Below are 21,232 nucleotides of genomic sequence, written 5' to 3'. Positions count from 1 at the left end.
CCGCCCGCCGCACCCCAAAAACCCCCCCACGGCCCTGCCCCCGCCCCCCCACAGGGGGGGCGTCCAGGGCGGACTGCCGGCGGACGCGCGGCGCCCCGGACCTCGGGAGGAGGTCCGGGGCGGCGGGGCTCAGACGGTGGTGGGCGTCCGGTCGACCGGGCGGCGGCGCACCGAGCGCACCGTGCGGACGGCGGCGCTCCGGGCGAGCTCGCGGATCGGGCCGGTGTCCCACAGCTGGCGCGGCTCCGCCGGCCCCTCGGCCGGTGGTTGCTCGGCGCGGGGGCCGTCGGCGCGGGCCGCCTCGGTCCGGGCCGCCTCGGTGCGGGCGGCGACCTCGGCCAGCGCCGCCCGGCGGCGGGCCAGGATCGCCTCCTTCTGCCGGTCGACCCGCTCGCGCTCGGCGAGCACCAGCAGCTCCTCCTTGGCCTGGGCCACGGTGCGCCGCGACTCCTGCGCCATCTCCTCCAGCTCGACGTCACCGGAGTCGCGCAACTGCACCAGCCGGTCGTAGGCGGTCGGCGGGCTGAAGTTGAGCAGCAGCTTCATGAGCACCGGCAGCACCTCGACGCACATGAACAGCAGCGAGAGCATGAACTGCGCGGCGGCCAGGGTCATGTTCCGGTCGCCCAGCCGGTCCAGTGCCTCCAACCGCAGCAGGATGCCGCCGGAGCCCTCGTTCTCCGTGTCGAAGGCGGCCTGCTGCCGGTCGAGCTCGGCGGTCAGGCGGGCCAGCTCGGCGCGGTCGCCGTCCAGCGAGGACCCGGCGAGGGCGGCGCTGCGCCCCTCCGCGGCGGTCACCGCGGCGACGGCGGCGTCCAGCTCGGCGCGCGCCGCGGTGACGACGCCGGCCTGCGCGTCGGCGGCGGCGCGGGCCTGCAGGTAGGCCTCGCCGGTGCCGGCGTCACCGGTGCCGCAGGTGCCGTCCAGCTCGCACTGCGCCTTGGCGTCCAGCTCCCGCTGCAGCGTCACGGCCCCGTCGTAGGCGGCCTGCTTCTCGGTGACGCCGGCGCGGACGACCTCCAGGCCCGCGTCGGCCGCTCCCCCGCTGGCGACGACCGCCTCCTGCGCGGCGATGCGCTCGCGCAGCTCCGGCAGGCCGGCGAACCGGCTGTCGGACTCCAGCGCCAGGCGGTGCGCGTCGGCGGCCTCGGCCTGCATCGACACGATCTCGGCGTCGATCTCCTTGTGGAACACCTGCAGCGTCAGCGGCGTGGCCACCACGACGCCGAGCACCAGCGCCAGCCCGACGCGTGGCACGGCCATGGCCACGTTGCGCTTGAGGGACGGGTCGTGCGCCATGCCGACCATCAGCATGCGGTCGAGGTTGACCACGACCGTGCCCCAGCCCAACCCCACCAGCACCGCCAGCGGCCACCAGACGCCCAGCGCCATGGCGACGGCGAACGCCGCGGAGACCGCGGCCAGCGCGCCCGTGCTCAGCAGGACACCGCCCAGCGCCACGAACCGGGGCCGCGCCCCGGGTGCGGCGGCCAGCACGTCCGGCCGGGCGCCGGCCAGGACGGCCAGTCCGTCGCCGATCCGTCCTCGTCGTCGCTCGCTCATGCAGTGCCCCCCGGGCGGCGGGGATCGTGAGGGACCGCCGCCCACCGCCCTTATCGGCAGGCCGGTCGGGGCACCGGCACCGTGACCGATATCGCTACCGCGGCCCGGGGTGTCGGCGGATCAGCCGACGTCGCTGGTGTCGTCGGTGTCGGGGCCGCCGTCCACGCTGCCGGCGTCCTCCTCTCCCGTGTCGCCGTCGGAGCCGGTGTTGTCGTCCTCGTCGATGCCGCCGGTGCCGCGGTCCACGCCGTCGGCGTCCTCCTCGCCGCCGTCGACCCGGTCGGGGCTGCCGACCTCCTCCTCGTCGAACACGGCCGGGACGCTCTCCTCGTTCCGGTCGAGTTCGTCGTCGCCGCCGCAGCCGCTGAGCCCCAGGCCCGCGGCCAGCACGGCTCCGACGACCATCCGTGCACTCCTGCGCATGTCTCCTCCTCCTGCGGTGCTGTCCTCCTCCGGTTCCCGTCCGGTGGGGGCAGCAGCGGCGACGGCGGGAGATGACACGGCTTCGACATGTGCGCGGGCCGGGTGGCCCTACCGGTCGCCGGGCGCCCGCCAGCTGGGGTCGCGGCCGGTGCGGCCCAGCAGCCGGTCCAGCACGGGCGCGTCGCCGGGCACCGGCACCACCGGCCCGAAGAGGCCGTCGGGCTCGGCGGCGGGGTCGTCGCGGGGACCCACGAACTCCAGGCACGCCTCGACCGCGGCGGGGTCCGGCCGGTAGGGCTGCCCGGTGGCGACGGCGAGGTCCCAGCCGTGCACGAGCACCTCGTCCAGGGCCACCAGAGCCATGGCCGCCCCGGGCATCCGGACGCCGGCCACCTCGGTCTCGCCCTGCCGGGCCTCCGGTCGCCGCCAGGCGGCGGCCAGCCCCTCGAGCCGGGCCGGAAGCAGGGTGCGCCAGTCGGAGGCCAGGCGGGCCGCGTCCGCCGACGGGCCGCCGTCGAACGGGGCCTTCTCCGCGGCGAGGCAGAACGCCAGGGCCAGGCCGAGGAGGTGGTCGAGCAGGCCGGCCACCGGCATCCCGGGGCACGGGGTGGGATCGCCCAGCTGGTCGTCCCGCACGCCGGCGACCACCCGCGCCAGCTCGGTCGTCGTCGGCCCCAGGTCCACGGTCGTCGTCTCCATGCACTCCAGACGCCCGGGGTCTCGGGATCTCATCGCGTGCGGCAGGCTGGTCCGGTGAGCGACCCCTTCGACCTCCGCCGCTTCGTCGACGCCCAGACCCAGACCTACGACCAGGCGCTCGCGGAGCTCCGCGCGGGCCAGAAGCGCACCCACTGGATGTGGTTCCTCTTCCCGCAGATCGAGGGGCTGGGCCGCAGCGGCATGGCGCAGCGCTTCGCGATCTCCGGCCTGGACGAGGCGCGGGCCTACCTCGCCCACCCGGTGCTGGGCCGGCGGCTGGTCGAGTGCGCCCGCGCCCTCACCGCGCTGGACACCGCGGACCCCGTCGAGGTGATGGGCGGGATCGACGCCCAGAAGCTGCGCTCGTCGATGACCCTGTTCGCGCACGCCGCCCCCGACCAGCCGGTGTTCCGCGAGGTGCTCGACCACTACTTCGGCGGGGTCGAGGACGACGCGACGACGGCCCGGCTCTGACCGTGGTGGGGACGGCGAGGGCGACGACGGTCACCGGAACGCAACCGCCGCCGGCGTGTGAGCGGGCGCGGCACCGGGCACGGCCCACCGGTGAGTGAGAACCAGAGCGGATCCGGTTACGTCGAGGCGGAGTACTCCCGCGACTCCAAGTACATCTCCGACCGCATCACCGCCGATGGCCTCGGCCCCTGGCCGGTCGAGCCGGGGCGCTACCGCCTCGTCGTCGCCCGGGCGTGCCCGTGGGCCAACCGGGCGGTCATCGTGCGCCGGCTGCTGGGCCTGGAGGACGCCATCTCGATGGGGCTGTGCGGGCCCACCCACGACGAGCGCAGCTGGACCTTCGACCTCGACCCCGGCGGCCGCGACCCGGTGCTCGGCTACGAGCGGCTGCAGGAGGCCTTCCTCGCCCGCGACCCGGAGTACTCGCGCGGCATCACGGTGCCCGCGATGGTCGACGTCCCCAGCGGCGCGGTCGTCACCAACGACTTCCCGCAGATGACCCTCGACTTCTCCACCCAGTGGACCGCCCACCACCGGGAGGGCGCACCGGACCTCTACCCCGAGCACCTGCGGGACGAGATGGACGAGGTGATGGAGCGGGTCTACCAGGAGGTCAACAACGGCGTCTACCGGTGCGGTTTCTCCGGCTCGCAACGCGCCTACGACCAGGCCTACGACCGGCTGTTCACCGCGCTGGACTGGCTCAGCGACCGGCTGGAGGACCGCCGCTTCCTGATGGGCGGGCAGGTCACGGAGGCCGACGTCCGGCTGTTCACCACCCTCGCGCGGTTCGACACCGTCTACCACGGCCACTTCAAGTGCAACCGGCAGAAGCTCAGCGAGATGGCGGTGCTCTGGGCGTACGCGCGCGACCTGTTCCAGCTGCCCGGGTTCGGCGACACGATCGACTTCCCCCAGATCAAGGAGCACTACTACGTGGTCCACGCCGACATCAACCCGACGCAGATCATCCCGCAGGGTCCCGACACGTCCGGCTGGCTGATCCCGCACAACCGCGACCAGCTCAGCGACCGCCCGTGGGGCGACGGCACGCCGCCCGGCCCCCCGCCGGTCGACGAGCGGGTGCCCGCCGACCACGGTCCCGGGGGCCTCGGCCACCGCTGACCTGTGGACAACGCCGTCGCCGGTCCCCGCGACCTGCCACGGTGACGGGCATGACGACCTCTCCGCTCGCCGATGCCCGTGTCCGCTCCGCCGCCGAGCTCACCGACCGCTGGTCCACCCTGCTCGGCCCCGACGGGTTCGGAGCCCGCAGCCTCTGGCTGACCTGGTTCGACGTCGACGGCCGCCAGCTACCGGTCGTCGTCCCCGTGGACGACCTGCCGGCCCTCCCGGAGCCCGCTCTGCTGGTCGGGCTCCGGGAGGTGCACGGCTCGGTCGTCCACGACCAGCTCGGCGGCACGGGGCACCTGGCGTTGGCGCTGTGCCGGCCGGGCGAGCCGGTGGTCACCGCGGAGGACGAGGCCTGGGCCCAGGAGCTGCGGTCGGTGCTCGACGACGACCTCGTCGCGGATACCTGGAGCCTGCACGTGGCGGTCGCGGGCAGGGTGCTGCCGCTCGTCGAGGGGCCGTGCCGCTAGATCCGGTGGCGGGCGATCCACTGGGCGGCGATGACGGTGCGCTGGATCTCGTTCGTGCCCTCGCCGAGGATCATCAGCGGTGCGTCGCGGAAGTAGCGCTCGACGTCGAACTCCTTCGAGTAGCCGTAGCCCCCGTGCACCCGCATGGCGTCCAGCGCGACCTGCATGGCGGCCTCGGAGGCGAAGAGCTTCGCCATGCCGGCCTCCATGTCGGCGCGGGCGCCGCTGTCGAGCTTCTCGGCGGCGTCGGCGGTGAGCAGCCGGGCGGCCTGCACCTTGGTCGCCATGTCGGCGAGCAGGTTGCCGACCGACTGGTGCTTCCAGATGGGGACGCCGAAGGTCTCCCGCTCCTGGGCGTACCGGGTGGCGGCGGCCAACGCCGCCTGCGCGACCCCGACCGCGCGGGCGGCGACCTGGACCCGGCCGACCTCGAGGCCGCGCATCATCTGCACCCAGCCCCGGCCGGGCTCCCCGCCGAGGACGGCGCCGGCCGGCACGCGCATGCCGTCGAAGCTCAGCTCGCAGGCCTCGACGCCGCGGTAGCCGAGCTTGGGGATCTTGGCCGAGATCTCCAGGCCCTCGCCGGGCTCGACCAGCAGCACGCTCATGCCGGTGTGCGGCGGGACGGCGTCGCGGTCGGTGCGGCAGAGCAGGCCGATCAGCCCGCTGTGTTGGGCGTTGGAGATCCAGGTCTTGCTGCCGGTGACGGCCCAGCCGTCGTCCGTGCGGACGGCGTGCGTGCGCATCGCCTGCAGGTCGCTGCCGCCGCCGGGCTCGGTGAGCGCCATGGTGGCCCGCACCTCGCCGGTGGCCATGCGGGGCAGGTAGCGGGCCCGCTGCTCGTCCGTGCCGACGGTCGCCAGCAGGTGGGAGATGACCGAGTGGCCGCCGATCGCGCCGGCCAGGCTCATCCAGCCCCGCGCCAGCTCCTCGGTGACGCGGGCGAAGCAGGCGGTGCTCACCGCGCTGCCGCCGTGCTCCTCGGGCACGAGCAGGCCGAACAGGCCGAGCGCCTTCATCTCCTCGATGAAGGCCTCGGGGTAGCGGTCCTCCGCCTCGAACTCGGCCACCCGCGGGCGCACCCGCCGGTCGACGAACTCGGCGGTGAGCGCGACGAACTCCTGCTCGTGGGCGGCGAGCGGCGTCACGCGAGCGCCTTCAGCGTCTCGATCGCGCGCAGCCGCTCGCCGTGTTCCGCGGCCAGGGGCGTGACGTTCAGCGTCGTCACCCCGGCTTCGCGGAAGGCGGCGAGCCGCTCGGCGACGTGCCCGCGGGGCCCGACCAGCGCGACGCCGCGTACGAACTCCTCGGGCAGCGCCGCGGCGGCCTCGTCCTTGCGCCCGTCGAGGTAGAGGTCCTGCACCGTCGCCGCCTGGTCGGCGAAGCCGTAGCGCCCCGCCAGCTCGTTGTAGAAGTTCTTGCCGCGGGCGCCCATCCCGCCGACGTAGAGCGCGAGCTTCGCGCGGACCCGGTCCAGCGCCGCCGCCTGCTCGTCGGCGTCCTCGCTGATCAGCAGCTGGCTGTCGGCGACGACCTGGAGCGGCCCGAGCTCCGGGTCCCGCCGCGCCGTCCCCTCCGCGAGGGCGTCGCCGAACGCCGCCGCGCTGCCCTCGGGGAGGAAGAACGCCGGCTGCCACCCCTCGAACAGCTCGGCGGCCATCGCGACGTTCTTCGGCCCGATGGCGGCCAGCAGCATCGGGATGCGCTCCCGCACCGGCTGGTTGATCAGCTTCAGCGGCTTCCCGAGACCGCTGCCACCGCGTTCGCGGGTCAGCGGGATGTCGACGTGCGCCCCGTGGTGGTCGACCTTCTCCCGGCGCCACACCGCGCGGCAGACCTCCACGACCTCGCGGGTGGTGGCCAGCGGCGCGGTGTAGGGCACGCCGTGGAAGCCCTCGACCACCTGCGGCCCGGAGGCGCCGATGCCGAGGGTGAAGCGGCCACCGGAGAGGAAGTCCAGGCCGGCGGCGGTCATGGCCAGCAGCGTCGGCGTCCGGGAGTAGATGTTGAGGATGCCCGAGGCGATCTCCACCGTCGTCGTCCGCGCGGCCAGGTAGCCGAGGTGGCTCACGGCGTCGAAGGAGTAGGCCTCGGCGACGTAGACGGTGTCGAGGCCGGCCTTCTCGAAGTCGGCGATGACAGCCGTGGTGCGGTCGTAGCCGCCGTCGTAGGAGATGGGCATGCCGATGCGCACGGGGTGCTCCTGTCGCCGAGAGGTCGGGCCTCCCGCAACGTAGCGCTACCGGGGGACGGCCACCCAGCCCTCCGCCTCGCGCAGCGGGGCCTTCAGCACCTTGCCGCCGGCGTTGCGCGGCAGCGGGCCGTCGATGACGCGGACGAACTGCGGGCGCTTGAAGTCGGCCAGCCGCTCACGGGCGAAGGCGGCCAGGCCCGCGACCAGCTCGCCGGCGTCCGTGCCCGGCTTCGGCAGGACGACGGCACCGACCTTCTCCCCCATCACCGGGTCGGGGACCCCGACGACGGCGACCTCGAGGACGTCGGGGTGCTCGGCGAGGGCGTTCTCCACCTCGACGCTGTACACGTTCTCGCCGCCGCGGTTGATCATGTCCTTGGCGCGGTCGACGATCCGGACGACGCCGTCGGTGAGGGTCGCGAGGTCGCCGGTGTGCAGCCAGCCGTCGACGAACGTCTCCGCGGTCCGCTCCGGGTCGCCCCAGTAGCCGGCGACGACGTTCGGCCCGCGCACGAGCAGCTCGCCGACGCCGGTGACCGGGTCGGGGCGGTCGAGGCGCACCTCGTTCACCGGGGTGGGGAATCCGACGGCGTCGGCGTGGGTCTCGGCGTACTCGTGCGGGAGGAAGGTGGCCAGCGCGCTCGTCTCGCTCAGGCCGAACCCGTTGCCGAGCCGGGCGTTCGGGAAGGCCTGGCGGAGGCGGTGCACCAGCTCCGGGGCGATGGGTGCGCCGCCGTAGCTGAGGGTGCGGACGGTGGAGACGTCCGTCGTCGCCAGCGCCGGGTGGCGCAGCACCAGCTCGTAGATGGTCGGGACGCTGGTGAGCAGCGTGATCCCGTGCTCGGGGATGGCCGTCAAGAAGACCGTGGCGTCGAACTTCGGCATCAGCACGCTCCTGCCACCGAGCGCGATCTGGGTGAGGAACTGGGAGTTGCAGCCGGTGACGTGGAACAGCGGGACGGAGATCAGCGTGGCGTGGGCTGCCTCCGGGTCGCGGCTGAGCTCGCGGCAGCGGATGACCGACTCGATGTTGCTCAGGAAGTTCTCGTGGGTGGTCATCGCGCCCTTGGGGCGACCGGTGGTGCCGCTCGTGTAGAAGAGCGCGGCGACGTCGGTGTGCTGCGGATCGGGGACCTCTCCCGGTTCGCCGTCGGGCAGCGGCTCCCCGGGGCGGATCACCTGGCGGGCGCCGCAGTCGGCGAGGATGAAGTCGGCCTCGGCGGGGGCCAGCCGGGTGTTCATCGGGACGACGACGGCGCCCGCGAGCTGGGCGCCCCAGAAGGCGAGCACCCAGTCGACGCCGTTCGGCAGCTGGACCGCGACCCGGTCGCCGGTGGTGACGCCCGCGGCGCGGAGGCCGCCGGCGACGCGGAGGGCGCGCTGCCACAGCTGGGCGTAGGTGAGCCGGCCGCCGTCGAGCTCGACGATGGCGGTCCGGTCGGCGTGCTGCCGGGCCTGCTCGGCCAGCACGCGGACGATGTTCCGGGGCAGGCCGGTGTAGCGACGGACGCCGTCGGGGCCGACCTCGATGCCGCTCGTGTCGAAGGGGCTGGTGCCCGTCGTCTGCTCCGTGCTCATGCGTCCCCCGTCTGCGGCTGGTCCCGGCTGGGGATTCTGCGCCGGTGAGCCAGGTCTCGTGCGCGGGGGCGGTCACCCGATCCGGCGGCCTGTCCACAGTTACGGAATCGGATGCAAGCGAACTCTGCGTAGTCTCCCGCTGTGCGTGGAAGCCGTGGGGGCCTGACCCGGACGACGCTCGGCTGCGTGATGGCCGGCACAGTGCTGCTGACGGGATGCTCGGAGAAGCAGGAAGCCAGCACCAGCCTGCCGACGACGGAAGCCTCGCCGACCACGGAGGCGCTCCCACCGCTCGGACCGGAAGACATGCCCATGCCGGACGAGGCCCGCGAGCAGACGGCGGACGGCGCAGAAGCCTTCGTCCGCTACTACGTCGACCTCATCAATCGGACTTCGACCGTCATGGACGCCGGGCCGCTGCGCCAGCTCAGCGACGGATGTCGAGACTGCGATCGAATCGCCTCGAGCACCGAGGAGGCTGCGTCGGCCGGCCAGGACTACGAAGGGGGAGAACTGACGATCATCGAGGTCGGCGCTCCAGTCATGAAGGACGGCGCTGCGGACTTCCCGATCATCGTGGACCAGGCGGAGTTTGTGGTCCTGGATCGCTCGGGCACTCCTGCACATGGCGGCTCCGCCGCCTACTCAGGCATCACCGGAGGTGTGGCGGTCGTGTGGGACTCCACGCGACAGTCATGGCTCATGCGCGACCTGACATTCGGATGATGCACACCTTTCGAGTCCTGGTCCTATTTTGCGTCGCCATAGCCTGCCTGACCCCAACGACAGCAACCGCAGACCATGTGACGTGCGGACGAGTCGTCTGCCCGCACGTCGAGACGGCTCCCGGGGCAATTACAGCCGCCCTGGTTGAGCAGACCCCGGGTGGTGGGTGGCTCGCGAGTAATGCCGCCCTAAAGGAACATCCCTACACATATCGACTATCCCGACCCTGCGTCGTTAGTGATCGCGAGAATGGCGGATGCCGACCCAGCGATTTCTTTGAGTGCCCAGCGCCCCCTGGCCGAGTCATCGAGGACTTGGTAATGGAACAACGACGCCTCGCGATAACTGGGCTAGACGGTGGCACCACGACGGTGGACGGGTTCGATAGCGGTGGCGCGCCGGTGGGCACTCAAGTAGGTCCTTGGATCGTCGGGACGCGGGCCTGCATCGACATCACCGCGTTGAACCCGCCGCCGTCGCCCGATGAGGTCTTCGGCTACTTCCAGCGACTGCCGCTTCCCCAACTCGCGACCCGGCACCAGCCACCCGGGAATGGCCTGACGGGGTTGCCGGTCATCTTCTACACCGACTCCCCCACCGCCCAGACCTTCACCGTCGACATCCGCGGCTTCACCGTCGTCATCGAAGCCACGGCCGAGCGGTTCACCTGGCACACCGGCGACGCAGCCGGCCAGATCACCACCACGGAGCCGGGCGCCCCTTACCCCGACCACACCATCGAGCACAGCTACCGCCCCGGCACCTACACCGCCCACCTCACCGTCACCTGGGGCGCCACCTTCACCGTCGACGGCGGCGCCGCAGCCGACGTGCCGGGGACCACCACCACCGACGGCCCCCCGGTCACCTTCGACATCCTGCAGGCCCGGACCGTCCTGACCAATCCCTACGACTGACGCGAATCCACGTCAGTCCCCGGACCTGACCGCCCGTCGGACCTCGTCGGGACTGCGGTCGTACTCGGCGCGGAACGCCCGGCCGAAGGTCGTCTGGTCACGGAAGCCGCACCCGTGCGCCACCTCTGCCACGGTCATCCGCGTCCCGGCCCGTTCCAGTTCCCGCCGCGCTGCGGCCAACCGGAGCCGGCGCACGTACCGCGCAGGCGTGTCGTCCCGGGCCGCGAAGAGCGCGTACAGGGACCGCAGTGAGACGAACCCGGCCGCCGCCATCCGGGCAGGCGACAGGTCGGGGTCGGAGAGGTGCTGCCGTACGTAGGCGCTCACCCGGGCCCAGGTGGCGGCTGTGGGATCGGCAGGCGCTGCATCACGCGGCAGTGCGCCGGTCAGGAGGTCGACGGCCGCGTCGGCCACCGGCAGGCCCATCGCGCCGTCGAGGGTGCTCGCCCACTCCATCGTCGTGCCGAGCAGCCCGGCCAGGAGCCGGACACCACTGGCCTCGATCAGCCGTACGCCCGGCCGGGCCAGCGCGGGCACCCGGGTCGCCGGCAGGAGCAGAGTCCACTTGTGCAGCGGACCCGGGACCACGAACCGGACAGCCTCGCTGCTGCGCCACACCAGCGCCGAGCCCGGGCGCACGACCAGGCGCTCGTCGCCGATCTCGACGAGTTCCTCTCCGGCCCGCACGAAGAGCACCCCGACGGTGTCCGTATCCGTCCGCGCTCGCTCGGTGGGGCCCCGGTGCCCGGCGCACGGGCCACACCAGCAGTCGACCAGGGAGAGGTCGCCGACGCGGTAGTCGATGAGGCTCTCGGTCGGCGCGGGTCCGTCCGACTGGCCTGGCTGCAGGGCCCACGGCAGGTGACTGGAGCTGATCGCCTCCCGCCAGGCATCCACCCGGTCAGCCGCCGGCACCCCGGCCGGGCTCCACGACACCGCCTGAAGAGCCATCGCCGTCGTCCTCCCGCCGCCGTGCCCGCATGCAACCGCGCCGGGACCACCGCCCGCAAGGTCTGCACGGAACGACCGGCCGGCTGCACGCATCGCCGGGACCGCCGGGGGCGGAACGGCGACCGTCGGGGGGAGCGGCCACGGCGGCCGCACGAGGAGGAGACATGCGCGAGGACGTGGAGTTCCGGACCGAGGACGGCGTGACGCTGCGGGGCTGGCACTACTCCCCCGACGGCGTCGGCGGACCGGCGCCGCTCGTGGTGATGGCCCACGGCTTCTCCGCCGTCAAGGAGCACCTGCTCGACGACTTCGCCGAGCACTTCGCCGCCGGCGGACTGGGCGTGCTGGTGTACGACAACCGGAACCTCGGCGCGAGCGACGGCACGCCGCGAGGCGAGATCGACCCCTGGCAGCAGGTGCGCGACTACCGGACGGCGATCACCTGGGCGTGCGGCCAGCCGTGGGCGGACCCGGATCGGATCGGCGTCTGGGGATCCAGCTACAGCGGAGGGCACGTGCTCGTCGTCGCCGCGCTGGATCGCCGGGTGAAGGCGGTCGTCTCGCAGGTACCGCTGGTCAGCGGCCTGCAGAACGCCCGCCGACTGATCCGTGCGGACGCCTTCGCCGGGCTGCGCGCCGCATTCGACGGGGACCGGGCAGCCCGATACGCGGGTCAGGACCCGGCGATGATCCAGGTCGCCTACGAGAAGGACCCCGCCGAGATGGCCGCCCTCCCCACCGAGGACACCCACGACTTCTTCTTCGGCCCGGTCCAGGAGCGAGCGCCGTCCTGGCGGAACGAGGTCACCCTGCGGTCGGTCGAGATGTTCGTCGAGTACGAGCCGGGCGCCTACATCGCCGACATCTCTCCCACCCCGCTGATGATGGTCGTCGCCGCGAAGGACCACCTCACGGTTGCCGACCTGACGCTCGAGTACTACGAGCGCGCGAGGCAGCCCAAGGAGCTCGTCGTGCTGCCGGTCGGGCACTTCGACGCCTACGTCGGCGACTCGTTCTCCGTATCAGCTCCGGCCCAGCTCCACTGGTTCCGCACCCACCTGGGCTGACGGCGACCGGACGCGGGCAGGAGACCTGGCACTCGAGAACGCCGGGCCGGGGACCGCGGACACCGTTGACACGTCAGCCGTCGGGGTGTGCTCAGCCTGCAGGCCTGGCGGCTGCGGTGCTGTGGGACGACGGCCTTCTCTCCACCCCCTTTGGGCCGAGGCGCTGAGCTGCGGAAACTGTCGGTGGTCGGCCCTACGGTGCAGGTGTGTTCATGGGCGAACCACCCCGCGGGCCGGAAGACGGCGTCCCGATCCCCTGGGTGCCCGACACGCACGCCCCCGGCCTGAGCGACCTCGAACTCGTCGCCGACATCTGGGCCGCCGACGCCCGCGAGGCCCGGCACGCCGCCGAGCGCGCGGAGGCGATCGCCGCGCTCGCCCGGCGCCGCTCCATCGACCGCGACCGCGACTTCGGCCCGCTGGGCGGTCCGGGGCTGGACAGCCGGCTCCGCCGATCCGAGGTGCTGGCCCAGGTCAGCGAGACCTTCGTGTCCGAGCTCGCGCAGATCCGCAACTGCTCCGAGGTCGAGGCCGAAGCCCTCGCCGTCGAATCGATCCTGCTCACCACCCTGCTGACGGGCACCTGGGACGCCCTCTACGCCGGCCGCATCGACGTGCGCAAGATGCGCGCCCTGGTCGACCTCCTGTCCACGGCCACGCCGGACGTCATCGCCGAGGTGGAACGCCGCGTCCTGCCCGACGCCGGCCGGCTCACCGTCGCCCAACTGCGCGCCCGCGTGCGCCGGACGCTGGCCCGCCTGGACGCCGACGCCCTGGACCAGCGCCGCAAGGAAGCGGCCAAGCGGGCCGACGTCACCACCCGCCGCACCGGCGACGGGATGAGCCAGCTCGTCGCCGACCTCCCGGTCCACCTCGCCGCCGCCTGCGCCGACGCGATCGACCAGTACGCCCGCCTGCTGCGCGCCGACGGCGACTCCCGCCCCATCGGCGTGCTCCGCGCCGCCGTCGCCGCCGACCTGATCCTGCGCCCCTGGGACGACACCCGGCCTCCGGTCACCGCCGTCCTGACCATCCACGCACCGCTGCCCTCGCTGCACGACCCCGACCGCAACAACAGCAGCCAGCCGGCCGCAGAGGTCGCCGGCGAGGTCGTCACCGCCGCGCAATGCCGGGAGATCCTGCACGAACTGGACATGCTCGGCGTCGGTGCTGCACCGGCTGGCGGGTGCGTTCAGGTGGCCATCGGGAACCCGGCCGACGGGCGGCTCGTCGCCGTCGCCACCCGCAGCCAGCTCCGCCGCGCCGCCGGGCACCGCCGCCCCACCCGCCGCGGAAGAACCGCCAGGACCCCCTCGCGCGGTGACCGAGAACCCGGCTCAGGGCTGGGGCCGCCGGCACCGACCACCGCCTACGCACCGACCGCCGCGCAACGCCGGTTCCTGCACGTCCGCGACCGGCACTGCCGCATGCCCGGCTGCCGACGACGCGCCGGACGCTGCGACATCGACCACGGCACCCCCCACGCCGACGGCGGCCCCACCGACTGCTGGAACCTCTGCTGCCTGTGCCGCCGCCATCACCGCATCAAGACCTTCGCCCGCGGCTGGCGCTTCCACCTGCACAGGGACGGTCGCCTCACCGTCCGCACACCCAGCGGCGTCTCCCGCAGCACCCGCCCATCCGGCTGGAGCCACGACCCCGAACCCGACCCACCCTGGCTCGACGAGCAAGCACCACCCGACCCTCAGCGCCACTGACCGACGGGACCCACGCGTCCGGATCCGTTCCCAAGGCGTGCTCGTGCGAGGACAGTGGACACCGCCGCATCGCCCTTCGACGCCGCCCGCTCACCAGAGGAGCCGTCGCATGTACGCGCGTTCCACCACCATCGCCGGCAACCCCGCCCAGGTCGAGCGGGGCATCGTCTACATCCGCACCCGCGTCCTCCCCGCCGTCATGGGCATGGACGGCTTCATCGGCCTGTCGATGCTCGCCGACCGGCACTCCGGCCGCTGCATCGTCACCAGCGCCTGGGAGGACACCACCGCTCTCCGCCAGAGCGCCCCGCAGGTGAAGGCCATGCGGGCCCGGGCCAGCGACATCCTCGGCGGCCCGGCCGTGATCGACGAGTGGACGATCGGCGTCCTGCACCGCATGCACCCCGCGCCCGAGAGCGCCTGCGCCCGCGTCACCTGGACCGAGGGCAGGCCCGAGCGGCTCGACGGGATGACCGAGGCCTTCGGCATGAGCATGGTGCCGCGCCTGGAGGACATCCCCGGTTTCTGCTCGGTGAGCGTGCTGGTCCAGCCCGAGACCGGCCGCGCCGTCACCGCCGTCACCTACGACTCGCGCGACGCCATGCAGGCGGCGATCGAGCACGCCACCGAACTGCGCCAGGCGTTCAGCCGCCGGACCGGCGCGCAGGTCGTCGAGGTCGCCACCTTCGACCTCGTCGTGGCCGAGCTGCGGGTGCCCGAGACGGTCTGATCGGCGACGGTCAGCGCCGCACCAGGGCACGCACCGGCGCCGTCACCGACCGGGAGCCGCCCGGCCACGTCGGCAGGAGCAGCATCTTCACCCCGGCACCCCCGGTGACGACGACGTGCACATCGGACGGCGAGGCCGCCACGCGCAGGTCCCCGGCCGAGTACCGCGCCAGCCCCGCGTGGAAGGCGAGCACCGGTGCCGAGCCCTGCAACAGCGCGCTGGCCTGCTCGAAGAGGAACTGCGCGATCCGCGCGTACCCCCACCCGTGCACCGCCAGCAGCTCGGCCGGCTCCGGCGGCAGCAGCAGGAACTGCTCCCCCAGCGCGGCACGCCGCGGGTCGCCCGACGCCAGCGCGACCCCGGCCATCGCCGCCGCGGCCGGCCCCAGCACGGACGGCGGCTCCCGATAGCCCTCCCCGGGCAGCGCCTCGACCACGCTCCCGACGCCGATGACCGTCACCGCGTCGACGTCCACCCCGAGGCCCCGGCGCTGCGCCAGCGACGGCAGCGGGCGCGCCGCCTCGGCGGTGCAGCACGTGTACTTCGCCGGCTGCCCGATCGTCGCCATGTCGGTCAGCCCGGCCGTCGCTCCCCCGATGCCCGCCAGCGCCATCGACACCGCCCGCCCGATGCAGGCGTTCGCCCGGTTCCCGGTCCCCAGCCCGCCGGCACCCGACGTCATGCCGAGCCGCCTCGCCACCGGCCCGTGCACCAGCACCGCGACCGCCGGCGCCCCCGTCGTCGTCGACAGCCCCAGCAGGTTGAACGGCTCCTCGAGCGCCGCGCGGCACGCGGCCACCACCACCGGCAGCTCCCCGGGCCGGCACCCCGCGAGCACCGCGTACCAGGCCACCGAGCCCACGGTCAGCGGGCCGAACAGCGGCGGCACCAGCCCGAGCTCCTCGTCGGGCGCCGTGACGCCGTCCAGCATCGCCCCGAGCCGAGCCGCGGTCGGCGGCACCACCGGCAGCCCGTCCCCGTGCCCCGCGGCCAGCAGGTCGGCCAGCACCGCCCCGGGGTCGGCATCGGCCCCGACCAGCGGCAGGTCCGCCGCGTTCACCACGGGCCCGCGGAATCCGGTCTCACGGCCGCTCCGGCACCGCGCGCGTGACTGCCGCCGTCGCGCCGAACGAGGGGATCCACGCCGAGTGCTTGCCCGCACCGCCCGCGACCAGGATGTGCAGCATCTCCGGGCCGGTGCTGACCGGGTAGAAGTCCCCCTCGGGCTCCACGCCCCAGTCCTCGAACTGCCGCTGGTTCTCCTCCGACACCTTGGACACCGGCACCCGCGCCTGCTCCCACAACCGCTCGCGCACCGACTCCGCCGTCCACCCGTCGCGGTGCAGGGTCGCCGCGTGCTCCGGGCCCAGCACCAGGAAGTGCGGCCCCTTCACGTAGAGGTTGTTCGACCCCGTCTGCGCCATCGTGCCGGCGATCGTCATCAGCAGGCCCTCACCGGTCGTGCTGCCGTGGTCGTTGATGTTGTGCGGCCCCTCGCACGCCGCCACTGTCACCGTCGACTCCCCCGGCGCGAACCCGCGGCGCACCGAGAACGGCTCGAACGGGCTCTCCTCCTCGTTCTCGCCGAAGCACCACGTGTACTTCGCCGGCCCGCCCTGCGTCGACCGGTCCATCGAGCCGGGTCGCGCCCCGCCGACGTGCGTCGTCACCAGCTGCACCGCCCGGCCGATCACCGCATTGGCCCGGGCGCCCTGGCCGAAGCAGTTTGTGCCGCCGTTGACCCCCAGAAGCGTCCGCACCGGACCGTTCACGATCACCAGCGGCGCGCACGGGTGGGTCGTGGCCAGCACGCCGTGCAGGTTGTACTCCGGCGCGAGCAGCGCGCGGACGGCGGCGAGCACCACCGGCAGGTCGGCCGGCCGGCAGCCGGCCATCACCGCGTTCGCCGCGAAGCTCTCCCGCGTCGGCACGAGCCCCGACGGCGGCACCGGCCCGAGCTCCAGGTCGATGCCTTCCAGCGCCTCCAGCGCCGCCGCGACCCGCTGCGGGGTCGGCGGCACCGTCGGCAGCCCATCCCCCCAGCCGCGTTCCCACGCGACCTCGTGCCAGCTCTCCTCGGTCACCCCGGGGAGCTCGATCACCTCGGTCATGCGCTCCCCCGAGCCTCGTCGGCCAGCGGCAGCAGCGCACCGGCCGCGGCCTCGATCCGCTCCGCGAGCTCCTGCTCGTTGAGCCCGCCGACGGGGTGCGGCACCACGATCACCCGCGGCGTCACGCGCCGGGCCTTGGCCTGCGCCTCGACCAGCGGCAGGAACGTCGAGGTCACCAGCAGCGGTGCCACGACGCCACGCTTCTCCAGTTCCACCGAGTCGTGGAGACTCCACGACGAGCACGAGCCCTAGTCACCGACCGCCACCAGCACCATCTTGTAGCGCTGCGACAGCCAGTCGATGAGGTCCTTGTCGGCCGCCGCGGAGGCGTTGGGCTTGCTGGCGAACCCGAGCTCGGGCAGCCGCCAGTGCTCCTGCAGCCGGCCACCCACCCCGCGGAGCAGCTCGGTGGCGTTCGGCTTGGAGTTGGAGAACAGCGCCACCTCGGTCCAGTCCGCGCCGCCGCCCACCGGGACGACGCCCTCGGCCTCGTCCGCCGGCACGCCGTAGGTCGGGTCGACGATCTGCAGCCCCGGCCCGGCCGCCGCCCGGAGCGCGGCCACCGCCGCCTCCCCCGCCGCGGTCCCGTCCTCGACCGCGGCCGCCACCGACTGCGCCGCACCCGACCGCGCGTCACCCGCCACCACCACCGTGCCGGCTCCCGTGCGCACCCCGTCGGCGAGCAACCGCCCGGCGCCGTCGGCAGGCACCGACTCGACCAGCCCGCCCGGGCCCCGGCGTCCCACGTACGGGAAGAGCCCGTCCGCGGCGAGCTCGCGCTCCCCACCGGGCGTGGCGACGACGACGCCGGCGAGCAGGCCCTCACCCCGCAGGGCGGTCACGCTCGCGCCGGTCAGCACCTCGACCCCGTCCGCGGCGGCCAGCCGGCGCGCGCGGTCGGCGTCCCACCGCGGCTCCCCCGGCACGAGCACGGTGACCGCGGACGCGACCTCGGCCAGCTCCAGCGCCTCCTCGGCGGTCCACCCGTCGTCGCCCACCACGACCACCGGGCGGCCCTGGAACAGGGGGCCGTCGCACCCGGCGCAGGTGGAGATCCCGCGGCCGACGAACAACTCCTCCCCGGGCAGGCCCAGCCGCCCCGCGCCCAGCCCGGTCGCCACGACCACGGCGCCCGCGGTCGCCGCACCCCCGCTCGTCTCCAGCCGCGCCGGGGTGCCGGGCCGCACCAGGGTGACCTCGTCGAAGGCCATGACCACACCGGCGGCCTCCGCCTCGGCGACCAGCCGCGACATCAGCCCGGTCGACCCGACGACCTGCCCCGGCCGCGGGTAGTCGTGCACCGAGGTCAGGTTGACCAGCTGCCCGCCCGGGGCCATCCGGTCGTAGGCCACCACCCGCAGCCCGGCCGCGGCGGCCACCCGTGCCGCGGTCAGCCCGGCGACGCCGGCGCCGACGACGGCGACGTCCCAGTCGGTGCTCATGCGCTCACCAGCCCCCTCGAGATCGTCGGCCACAGCTCGTCGGCGCCGGCGTCGGCCAGCCGCCGCCCGAGCTCCCGGCCCCACGTGCGCTCGCTGCCGAACTCGTCCCGCCACGACCACAACCGCCGGCTGAGCTGGCCGAGCTCGTACTCCTTGGTCATCCCGATGGCACCGTGCGCCTGGTGCGCCGCGCGGGCCGCGAGGGTCGCCGCTTCGCCGGTCACGGAAGCGGCCGCCGCCACGTCGAAGAAGCCGGGCTCCGGCCGCGCGTTGCGCGCCGCCACCTCGACGGCCAGCCGGGCCAGCTCCGCCTCCTCCGCGATCGTCACGAGGTGCGCCTGCACCGCCTGGAACCGGGCCACCGGCCGGCCGAACTGCTGCCGCTCACCGGTGTACCGGACGGTCAGCTCGCCCACCCGCTCCAGCGCCCCCGAGATCAGCGCCGCCCGGCCCAGCGCCCCGCGCAGCCGCAGCGCGTCGGGGTCCACACCGGCCGGCGCCGCGGCGACCGCCTCGTCGCCGAGCGGCACGTCGTCCCAGGCCAGGGTGTCGCGGGGCTCCGCCGCGAGGTTGCGGCCCGGCTCCACCCGCGCCGCCTCCGTCGGTGCGCAGACGACGTGCCGCTGGCCGCCGACGGACGCCAGGAGCACCACCCGGGTGCTCCGGCCACCCCAGGGCACCCGCTGCACCCGCGCCGTCAGCCGCCACCGCCCCGGCCCGCCGGAGAGCTCGACGGCGTCACCCGGCCGGCCCACCGCCACCGACACCGGGCCTTCCGGCAGTTCCAGCCCCGCGGCGGCCAGCGCCCAGCCGGCCAGCAGCCCGCTCTCGGCCAGCGGCACCGGTGCGGCGAACCGTCCGGCCACGGCGAGCAGCGCGCACGCGTCGGCGACGTCCCCGCCCGGGCCACCGGCCTCCTCCGGCACCGACACGTAGGGGAACCCCGCCTCGGTCAGCGCCGACCAGAGCCGGTCGCTCCACCCGGTCGCCTCCGCCGCGACGACGTCCTCCGGGGTGCAGAGATCGCGCATCAGCCCCGCAGCCACCTCGGTCAGCATCGTGCTGTGCTCGCTCATGCCAGCCCCTTCGCGGCCACGGACCGCAGGATCTCGGTGGTGCCGCCGCGCAGCGTGTAGGACGGCGAGGTGAGCACTGCCTCGGCCAGCAGCCGCTGGAAGAGCGTGCCCGTGCTCTGGTCGACCTCGGTCTCGGCGGCGACCCGCAGCGCCTCCACCAGGTCCTGCTCGAACCGCGTGCCGACCTCCTTGACCAGCGCCGCCTCGATGACCGGCACCGCCCCGGCGTCCAGGGCGCGAGCCACCGACAGCGACAGCGCCCGGATCGCCCAGGCCCGGGCGGCCAGCCGCCCGATGACCGTCGCCTCGTCGTCGGCGACCGCTTTGCCGGCCCCCTCCCGCACGAACTCCCGCAGCACCGGGAACGTCGAGAGCCACCGGTCGGGCCCGCTGCGCTCGTAGGCCAGCTCGCTGGTGACCTGCTGCCAGCCCGAGCCGATCTCGCCGAGGACCATGTCGTCGGGAACGAAGACGTCCTCGAGGGCGACCTCGTTGAAGTGGTGCGATCCGTCGAGGTACGGGATCGGCGAGACCCGCACGCCGTCAGCGTGCAGGTCGACGATGAGCTGCGACAGCCCGGCGTGCTTCCGGCCCTCCTCCATCGGGGAGGTGCGGCACAGCACGGCGAAGAAGTGGTTGCGGTGCGCCTCGCTGGTCCAAACCTTGGTGCCGGTCACGGTCCAGCCGCCGTCGACCCTGGTCGCCCGGGTGCGCACCGAGGCGAGGTCGGAGCCGGAATCGGGCTCGCTCATCCCGAGCGAGAAGTAGATCTCTCCCGCCGCGATGCCCGGCAGGAAGCGGCGGCGCTGCTCCTCGGTGCCGAAGTGCAGCAGCGCCGGGCCGGTCTGGCGGTCGGCCACGAAGTGCGCACCGATCGGGGCGCCGGCGGCCAGGAGCTCCTCGGCGACGACGAAGCGCTCCACCGCGCTGCGGCCGTGCCCGCCGTACTCGGGCGGGATCGCCATGCCCACCCACCCGCGGGCGGCGAGCTTCCGGGAGAAGTCCGGGTCGTAGCGGCCGGCGAAGCCGAGCGCCGGCCGGTGGTCCTCGGGGAGCTCCGCGGCCAGGAAGTCGCGCACCTCGGCGCGCAGCGACTCCTCGGCGGGGGTGAGGGTGGTGGCGCCGAACTGCATGGCCGGTCTCCTCCGGTCAGGGGTTGCCCGCCGGGCCGCCGGTGGTGCGGCGGCCCGGCGGGGCGTGCTCAGGCGGTCTCGCGCCGCCGCTGGGACCACATCTGCGTGGCCCGCTCGAAGTGCAGGGCGGCCTCCCAGCCGATCCCGGGCGGGCCGGACTCGGTGCGGAACGAGCGCGCCGCCTCGCGGGCGAGCTCCGGGTCCTTGGCGGCGCGGCCGGCGAGCTCCATCGCGAGGTCCTCGACCTGCTCGTCGGGCACCGCCTTCCACGCCATCCCGATCTCCGCGGCGCGGACCCCGTCGATCTCCTCGCTGAACAGCCCCATGGCCGCCGTCGCCTCGCGGCCCGCGGTGCGGGAGCTGATGGTGAAGTAGCCACCGCCCGGGTGCAGGCCGATGCGGAGGAAGCCGGCCAGCAGCCGCGCGGACTCGGAGACGATCCGCAGGTCGGTGGAGAGGGCCAGGTTGATGCCTGCGCCCACGGCGGCACCGCGGACGGCGGCGATCGTGGGCACCTGCAGCAGGCCCACCCGGCGGAACGCCTGGTAGACCGCGCCCAGCTCCTTGTAGGTCTTGTCCTCTGCCTGGTCGGAGCCGGCCGTCCAGCGGCGGCGGTCGGCGCCCGAGCAGAACATGCCGTCCTTGCCGCGCACGACCGCGGCACCGATGGCGGGGTCGCGGTCCACCTCGTCGCACAGCTCCGACAGCTGCATGCCCATCTCGGGCGTCAGGCCGTTCTTCACCTCGACGTTGTCGATGGTGAGGACGGCGATGCCGCCCTGCTTCTCCAGGTGTACCTGTCCCACGCGGGGGTCCTGCCTCTCTGTGT

The 21,232-nt window shown here is 74.1% G+C and carries 20 protein-coding genes and 1 pseudogene; 8 read left to right on the top strand and 13 right to left on the bottom strand.

Annotation, left to right across the window (positions count from 1 at the left end; all coding sequences use genetic code 11):
- Nucleotides 1–129: 129 nt before the first annotated feature.
- The 3 genes from ACI794_RS11460 to ACI794_RS11450 all read right to left on the bottom strand — a co-directional run bounded on the left by ACI794_RS11460 (nucleotide 130) and on the right by ACI794_RS11450 (nucleotide 2,685).
- A complete protein-coding gene (locus ACI794_RS11460) occupies nucleotides 130–1,563 on the bottom strand; it encodes a DUF4407 domain-containing protein (RefSeq protein ID WP_456616405.1) in 1,434 nt (477 codons plus the stop codon).
- A gap of 120 nt (nucleotides 1,564–1,683) precedes the next feature.
- On the bottom strand, nucleotides 1,684–1,986 hold the full coding sequence (locus tag ACI794_RS11455) for a hypothetical protein (RefSeq protein WP_456579887.1): 303 nt from the start codon (nucleotides 1,984–1,986) through the stop codon (nucleotides 1,684–1,686).
- 108 nt (nucleotides 1,987–2,094) lie between these two features.
- Entirely contained in the window at nucleotides 2,095–2,685 is a 591-nt protein-coding gene (locus tag ACI794_RS11450; protein ID WP_456616404.1) for a TIGR03086 family metal-binding protein, read from the bottom strand.
- A gap of 54 nt (nucleotides 2,686–2,739) precedes the next feature.
- Here ACI794_RS11450 and ACI794_RS11445 point away from each other — a divergent pair, with 54 nt between their 5' ends.
- From ACI794_RS11445 to ACI794_RS11435, 3 genes are all read left to right on the top strand, one after another.
- Nucleotides 2,740–3,159 carry a DUF1810 domain-containing protein gene (locus tag ACI794_RS11445; RefSeq protein ID WP_456616403.1) on the top strand — a complete coding sequence of 140 codons (420 nt, stop codon included), beginning with the start codon at nucleotides 2,740–2,742 and terminating at the stop codon, nucleotides 3,157–3,159.
- 90 nt (nucleotides 3,160–3,249) lie between these two features.
- Complete coding sequence (locus ACI794_RS11440) at nucleotides 3,250–4,284, top strand: glutathione S-transferase family protein (protein WP_456616402.1); 1,035 nt, start codon at nucleotides 3,250–3,252, stop codon at nucleotides 4,282–4,284.
- Between the two features lie 50 nt (nucleotides 4,285–4,334).
- The gene (locus ACI794_RS11435) at nucleotides 4,335–4,760 is read left to right on the top strand and encodes a hypothetical protein (RefSeq protein WP_456616401.1); all 426 of its coding nucleotides are present in this window, start codon (nucleotides 4,335–4,337) and stop codon (nucleotides 4,758–4,760) included.
- Here the strand turns inward: ACI794_RS11435 and ACI794_RS11430 are convergent.
- Genes ACI794_RS11430 through ACI794_RS11420 form a run of 3 tightly spaced genes read right to left on the bottom strand, consistent with a single transcriptional unit; the run spans nucleotide 4,757 to nucleotide 8,532 of the window.
- The gene (locus tag ACI794_RS11430) at nucleotides 4,757–5,908 is read right to left on the bottom strand and encodes an acyl-CoA dehydrogenase family protein (RefSeq protein ID WP_456616400.1); all 1,152 of its coding nucleotides are present in this window, start codon (nucleotides 5,906–5,908) and stop codon (nucleotides 4,757–4,759) included. The two genes, ACI794_RS11435 and ACI794_RS11430, sit on opposite strands and share 4 nt — an antisense overlap.
- Complete coding sequence (locus ACI794_RS11425; RefSeq protein ID WP_456603595.1) at nucleotides 5,905–6,954, bottom strand: LLM class F420-dependent oxidoreductase; 1,050 nt, start codon at nucleotides 6,952–6,954, stop codon at nucleotides 5,905–5,907. The genes ACI794_RS11430 and ACI794_RS11425 overlap by 4 nt, the downstream gene beginning before the upstream one ends.
- 45 nt (nucleotides 6,955–6,999) lie before the next feature.
- Nucleotides 7,000–8,532, bottom strand: a complete 1,533-nt coding sequence (locus ACI794_RS11420; protein WP_456616399.1) for a class I adenylate-forming enzyme family protein — start codon at nucleotides 8,530–8,532, stop codon at nucleotides 7,000–7,002.
- Nucleotides 8,533–8,721: 189 nt separating this feature from the next.
- On the opposite strand from ACI794_RS11420, the gene ACI794_RS11415 reads away from it, so the two are divergent.
- On the top strand, nucleotides 8,722–9,258 hold the full coding sequence (locus ACI794_RS11415; RefSeq protein ID WP_456616406.1) for a DUF6318 family protein: 537 nt from the start codon (nucleotides 8,722–8,724) through the stop codon (nucleotides 9,256–9,258).
- 371 nt (nucleotides 9,259–9,629) lie between these two features.
- The gene (locus ACI794_RS11410) at nucleotides 9,630–10,175 is read left to right on the top strand and encodes a hypothetical protein (RefSeq protein WP_456616398.1); all 546 of its coding nucleotides are present in this window, start codon (nucleotides 9,630–9,632) and stop codon (nucleotides 10,173–10,175) included.
- 12 nt (nucleotides 10,176–10,187) lie between these two features.
- On the opposite strand, the gene ACI794_RS11405 is transcribed toward ACI794_RS11410, so the two are convergent.
- Entirely contained in the window at nucleotides 10,188–11,126 is a 939-nt protein-coding gene (locus ACI794_RS11405; protein ID WP_456616397.1) for a helix-turn-helix domain-containing protein, read from the bottom strand.
- Between the two features lie 164 nt (nucleotides 11,127–11,290).
- Here ACI794_RS11405 and ACI794_RS11400 point away from each other — a divergent pair, with 164 nt between their 5' ends.
- From ACI794_RS11400 to ACI794_RS11390, 3 genes are all read left to right on the top strand, one after another.
- Nucleotides 11,291–12,193, top strand: coding sequence for an alpha/beta hydrolase (locus ACI794_RS11400; RefSeq protein WP_456603591.1), 903 nt, complete (start codon nucleotides 11,291–11,293; stop codon nucleotides 12,191–12,193).
- Between the two features lie 212 nt (nucleotides 12,194–12,405).
- Nucleotides 12,406–13,911, top strand: a complete 1,506-nt coding sequence (locus ACI794_RS11395) for a DUF222 domain-containing protein (protein WP_456616396.1) — start codon at nucleotides 12,406–12,408, stop codon at nucleotides 13,909–13,911.
- A 109-nt stretch (nucleotides 13,912–14,020) separates the two neighbouring features.
- Nucleotides 14,021–14,641 (top strand): hypothetical protein, encoded by a 621-nt coding sequence (locus ACI794_RS11390; protein ID WP_456603589.1) that lies wholly within the window; start codon nucleotides 14,021–14,023, stop codon nucleotides 14,639–14,641.
- 10 nt (nucleotides 14,642–14,651) lie between these two features.
- Here ACI794_RS11390 and ACI794_RS11385 read toward each other — a convergent pair whose 3' ends face one another.
- The 6 genes and pseudogenes from ACI794_RS11385 to ACI794_RS11360 form a co-directional block, all read right to left on the bottom strand.
- The gene (locus ACI794_RS11385; RefSeq protein ID WP_456603588.1) at nucleotides 14,652–15,704 is read right to left on the bottom strand and encodes a hypothetical protein; all 1,053 of its coding nucleotides are present in this window, start codon (nucleotides 15,702–15,704) and stop codon (nucleotides 14,652–14,654) included.
- Between the two features lie 19 nt (nucleotides 15,705–15,723).
- The gene (locus tag ACI794_RS11380) at nucleotides 15,724–16,752 is read right to left on the bottom strand and encodes a hypothetical protein (RefSeq protein ID WP_456616395.1); all 1,029 of its coding nucleotides are present in this window, start codon (nucleotides 16,750–16,752) and stop codon (nucleotides 15,724–15,726) included.
- Nucleotides 16,749–18,194, bottom strand: a pseudogene (locus tag ACI794_RS11375) (UGSC family (seleno)protein). Before ACI794_RS11375 ends, ACI794_RS11380 begins: the two are co-directional and overlap by 4 nt.
- Nucleotides 18,191–19,270, bottom strand: a complete 1,080-nt coding sequence (locus tag ACI794_RS11370) for an acyl-CoA dehydrogenase family protein (RefSeq protein WP_456616394.1) — start codon at nucleotides 19,268–19,270, stop codon at nucleotides 18,191–18,193. Before ACI794_RS11370 ends, ACI794_RS11375 begins: the two are co-directional and overlap by 4 nt.
- Nucleotides 19,267–20,403: an acyl-CoA dehydrogenase family protein gene (locus tag ACI794_RS11365; protein ID WP_456603585.1), complete on the bottom strand. Its 1,137-nt coding sequence runs from the start codon at nucleotides 20,401–20,403 to the stop codon at nucleotides 19,267–19,269. Before ACI794_RS11365 ends, ACI794_RS11370 begins: the two co-directional genes overlap by 4 nt.
- Before the next feature lie 68 nt (nucleotides 20,404–20,471).
- Nucleotides 20,472–21,209, bottom strand: coding sequence for an enoyl-CoA hydratase/isomerase family protein (locus ACI794_RS11360; RefSeq protein ID WP_456579903.1), 738 nt, complete (start codon nucleotides 21,207–21,209; stop codon nucleotides 20,472–20,474).
- Nucleotides 21,210–21,232: the final 23 nt, after the last annotated feature.

It is taken from the genome of Blastococcus sp. SYSU DS0541 (genome assembly GCF_054050875.1).
The sequence above is the reverse complement of the archived record's forward strand: the minus strand, read 5'-3'. Positions and strand labels throughout refer to the sequence as shown.

Excerpts from the sequence above, each read along its gene's own strand:
- ACI794_RS11460 (WP_456616405.1), bottom strand. The coding sequence starts at position 1,563 with ATGAGCGAGCGACGACGAGGACGGATCGGCGACGGACTGGCCGTCCTG.
- ACI794_RS11455 (WP_456579887.1), bottom strand. The coding sequence starts at position 1,986 with ATGCGCAGGAGTGCACGGATGGTCGTCGGAGCCGTGCTGGCCGCGGGC.
- ACI794_RS11450 (WP_456616404.1), bottom strand. The coding sequence starts at position 2,685 with ATGGAGACGACGACCGTGGACCTGGGGCCGACGACGACCGAGCTGGCG.
- ACI794_RS11435 (WP_456616401.1), top strand. The coding sequence starts at position 4,335 with ATGACGACCTCTCCGCTCGCCGATGCCCGTGTCCGCTCCGCCGCCGAG.
- ACI794_RS11420 (WP_456616399.1), bottom strand. The coding sequence starts at position 8,532 with ATGAGCACGGAGCAGACGACGGGCACCAGCCCCTTCGACACGAGCGGC.
- ACI794_RS11415 (WP_456616406.1), top strand. The coding sequence starts at position 8,722 with ATGGCCGGCACAGTGCTGCTGACGGGATGCTCGGAGAAGCAGGAAGCC.
- ACI794_RS11405 (WP_456616397.1), bottom strand. The coding sequence starts at position 11,126 with ATGGCTCTTCAGGCGGTGTCGTGGAGCCCGGCCGGGGTGCCGGCGGCT.
- ACI794_RS11400 (WP_456603591.1), top strand. The coding sequence starts at position 11,291 with ATGCGCGAGGACGTGGAGTTCCGGACCGAGGACGGCGTGACGCTGCGG.
- ACI794_RS11395 (WP_456616396.1), top strand. The coding sequence starts at position 12,406 with ATGGGCGAACCACCCCGCGGGCCGGAAGACGGCGTCCCGATCCCCTGG.
- ACI794_RS11390 (WP_456603589.1), top strand. The coding sequence starts at position 14,021 with ATGTACGCGCGTTCCACCACCATCGCCGGCAACCCCGCCCAGGTCGAG.
- ACI794_RS11380 (WP_456616395.1), bottom strand. The coding sequence starts at position 16,752 with ATGACCGAGGTGATCGAGCTCCCCGGGGTGACCGAGGAGAGCTGGCAC.
- ACI794_RS11370 (WP_456616394.1), bottom strand. The coding sequence starts at position 19,270 with ATGAGCGAGCACAGCACGATGCTGACCGAGGTGGCTGCGGGGCTGATG.
- ACI794_RS11365 (WP_456603585.1), bottom strand. The coding sequence starts at position 20,403 with ATGCAGTTCGGCGCCACCACCCTCACCCCCGCCGAGGAGTCGCTGCGC.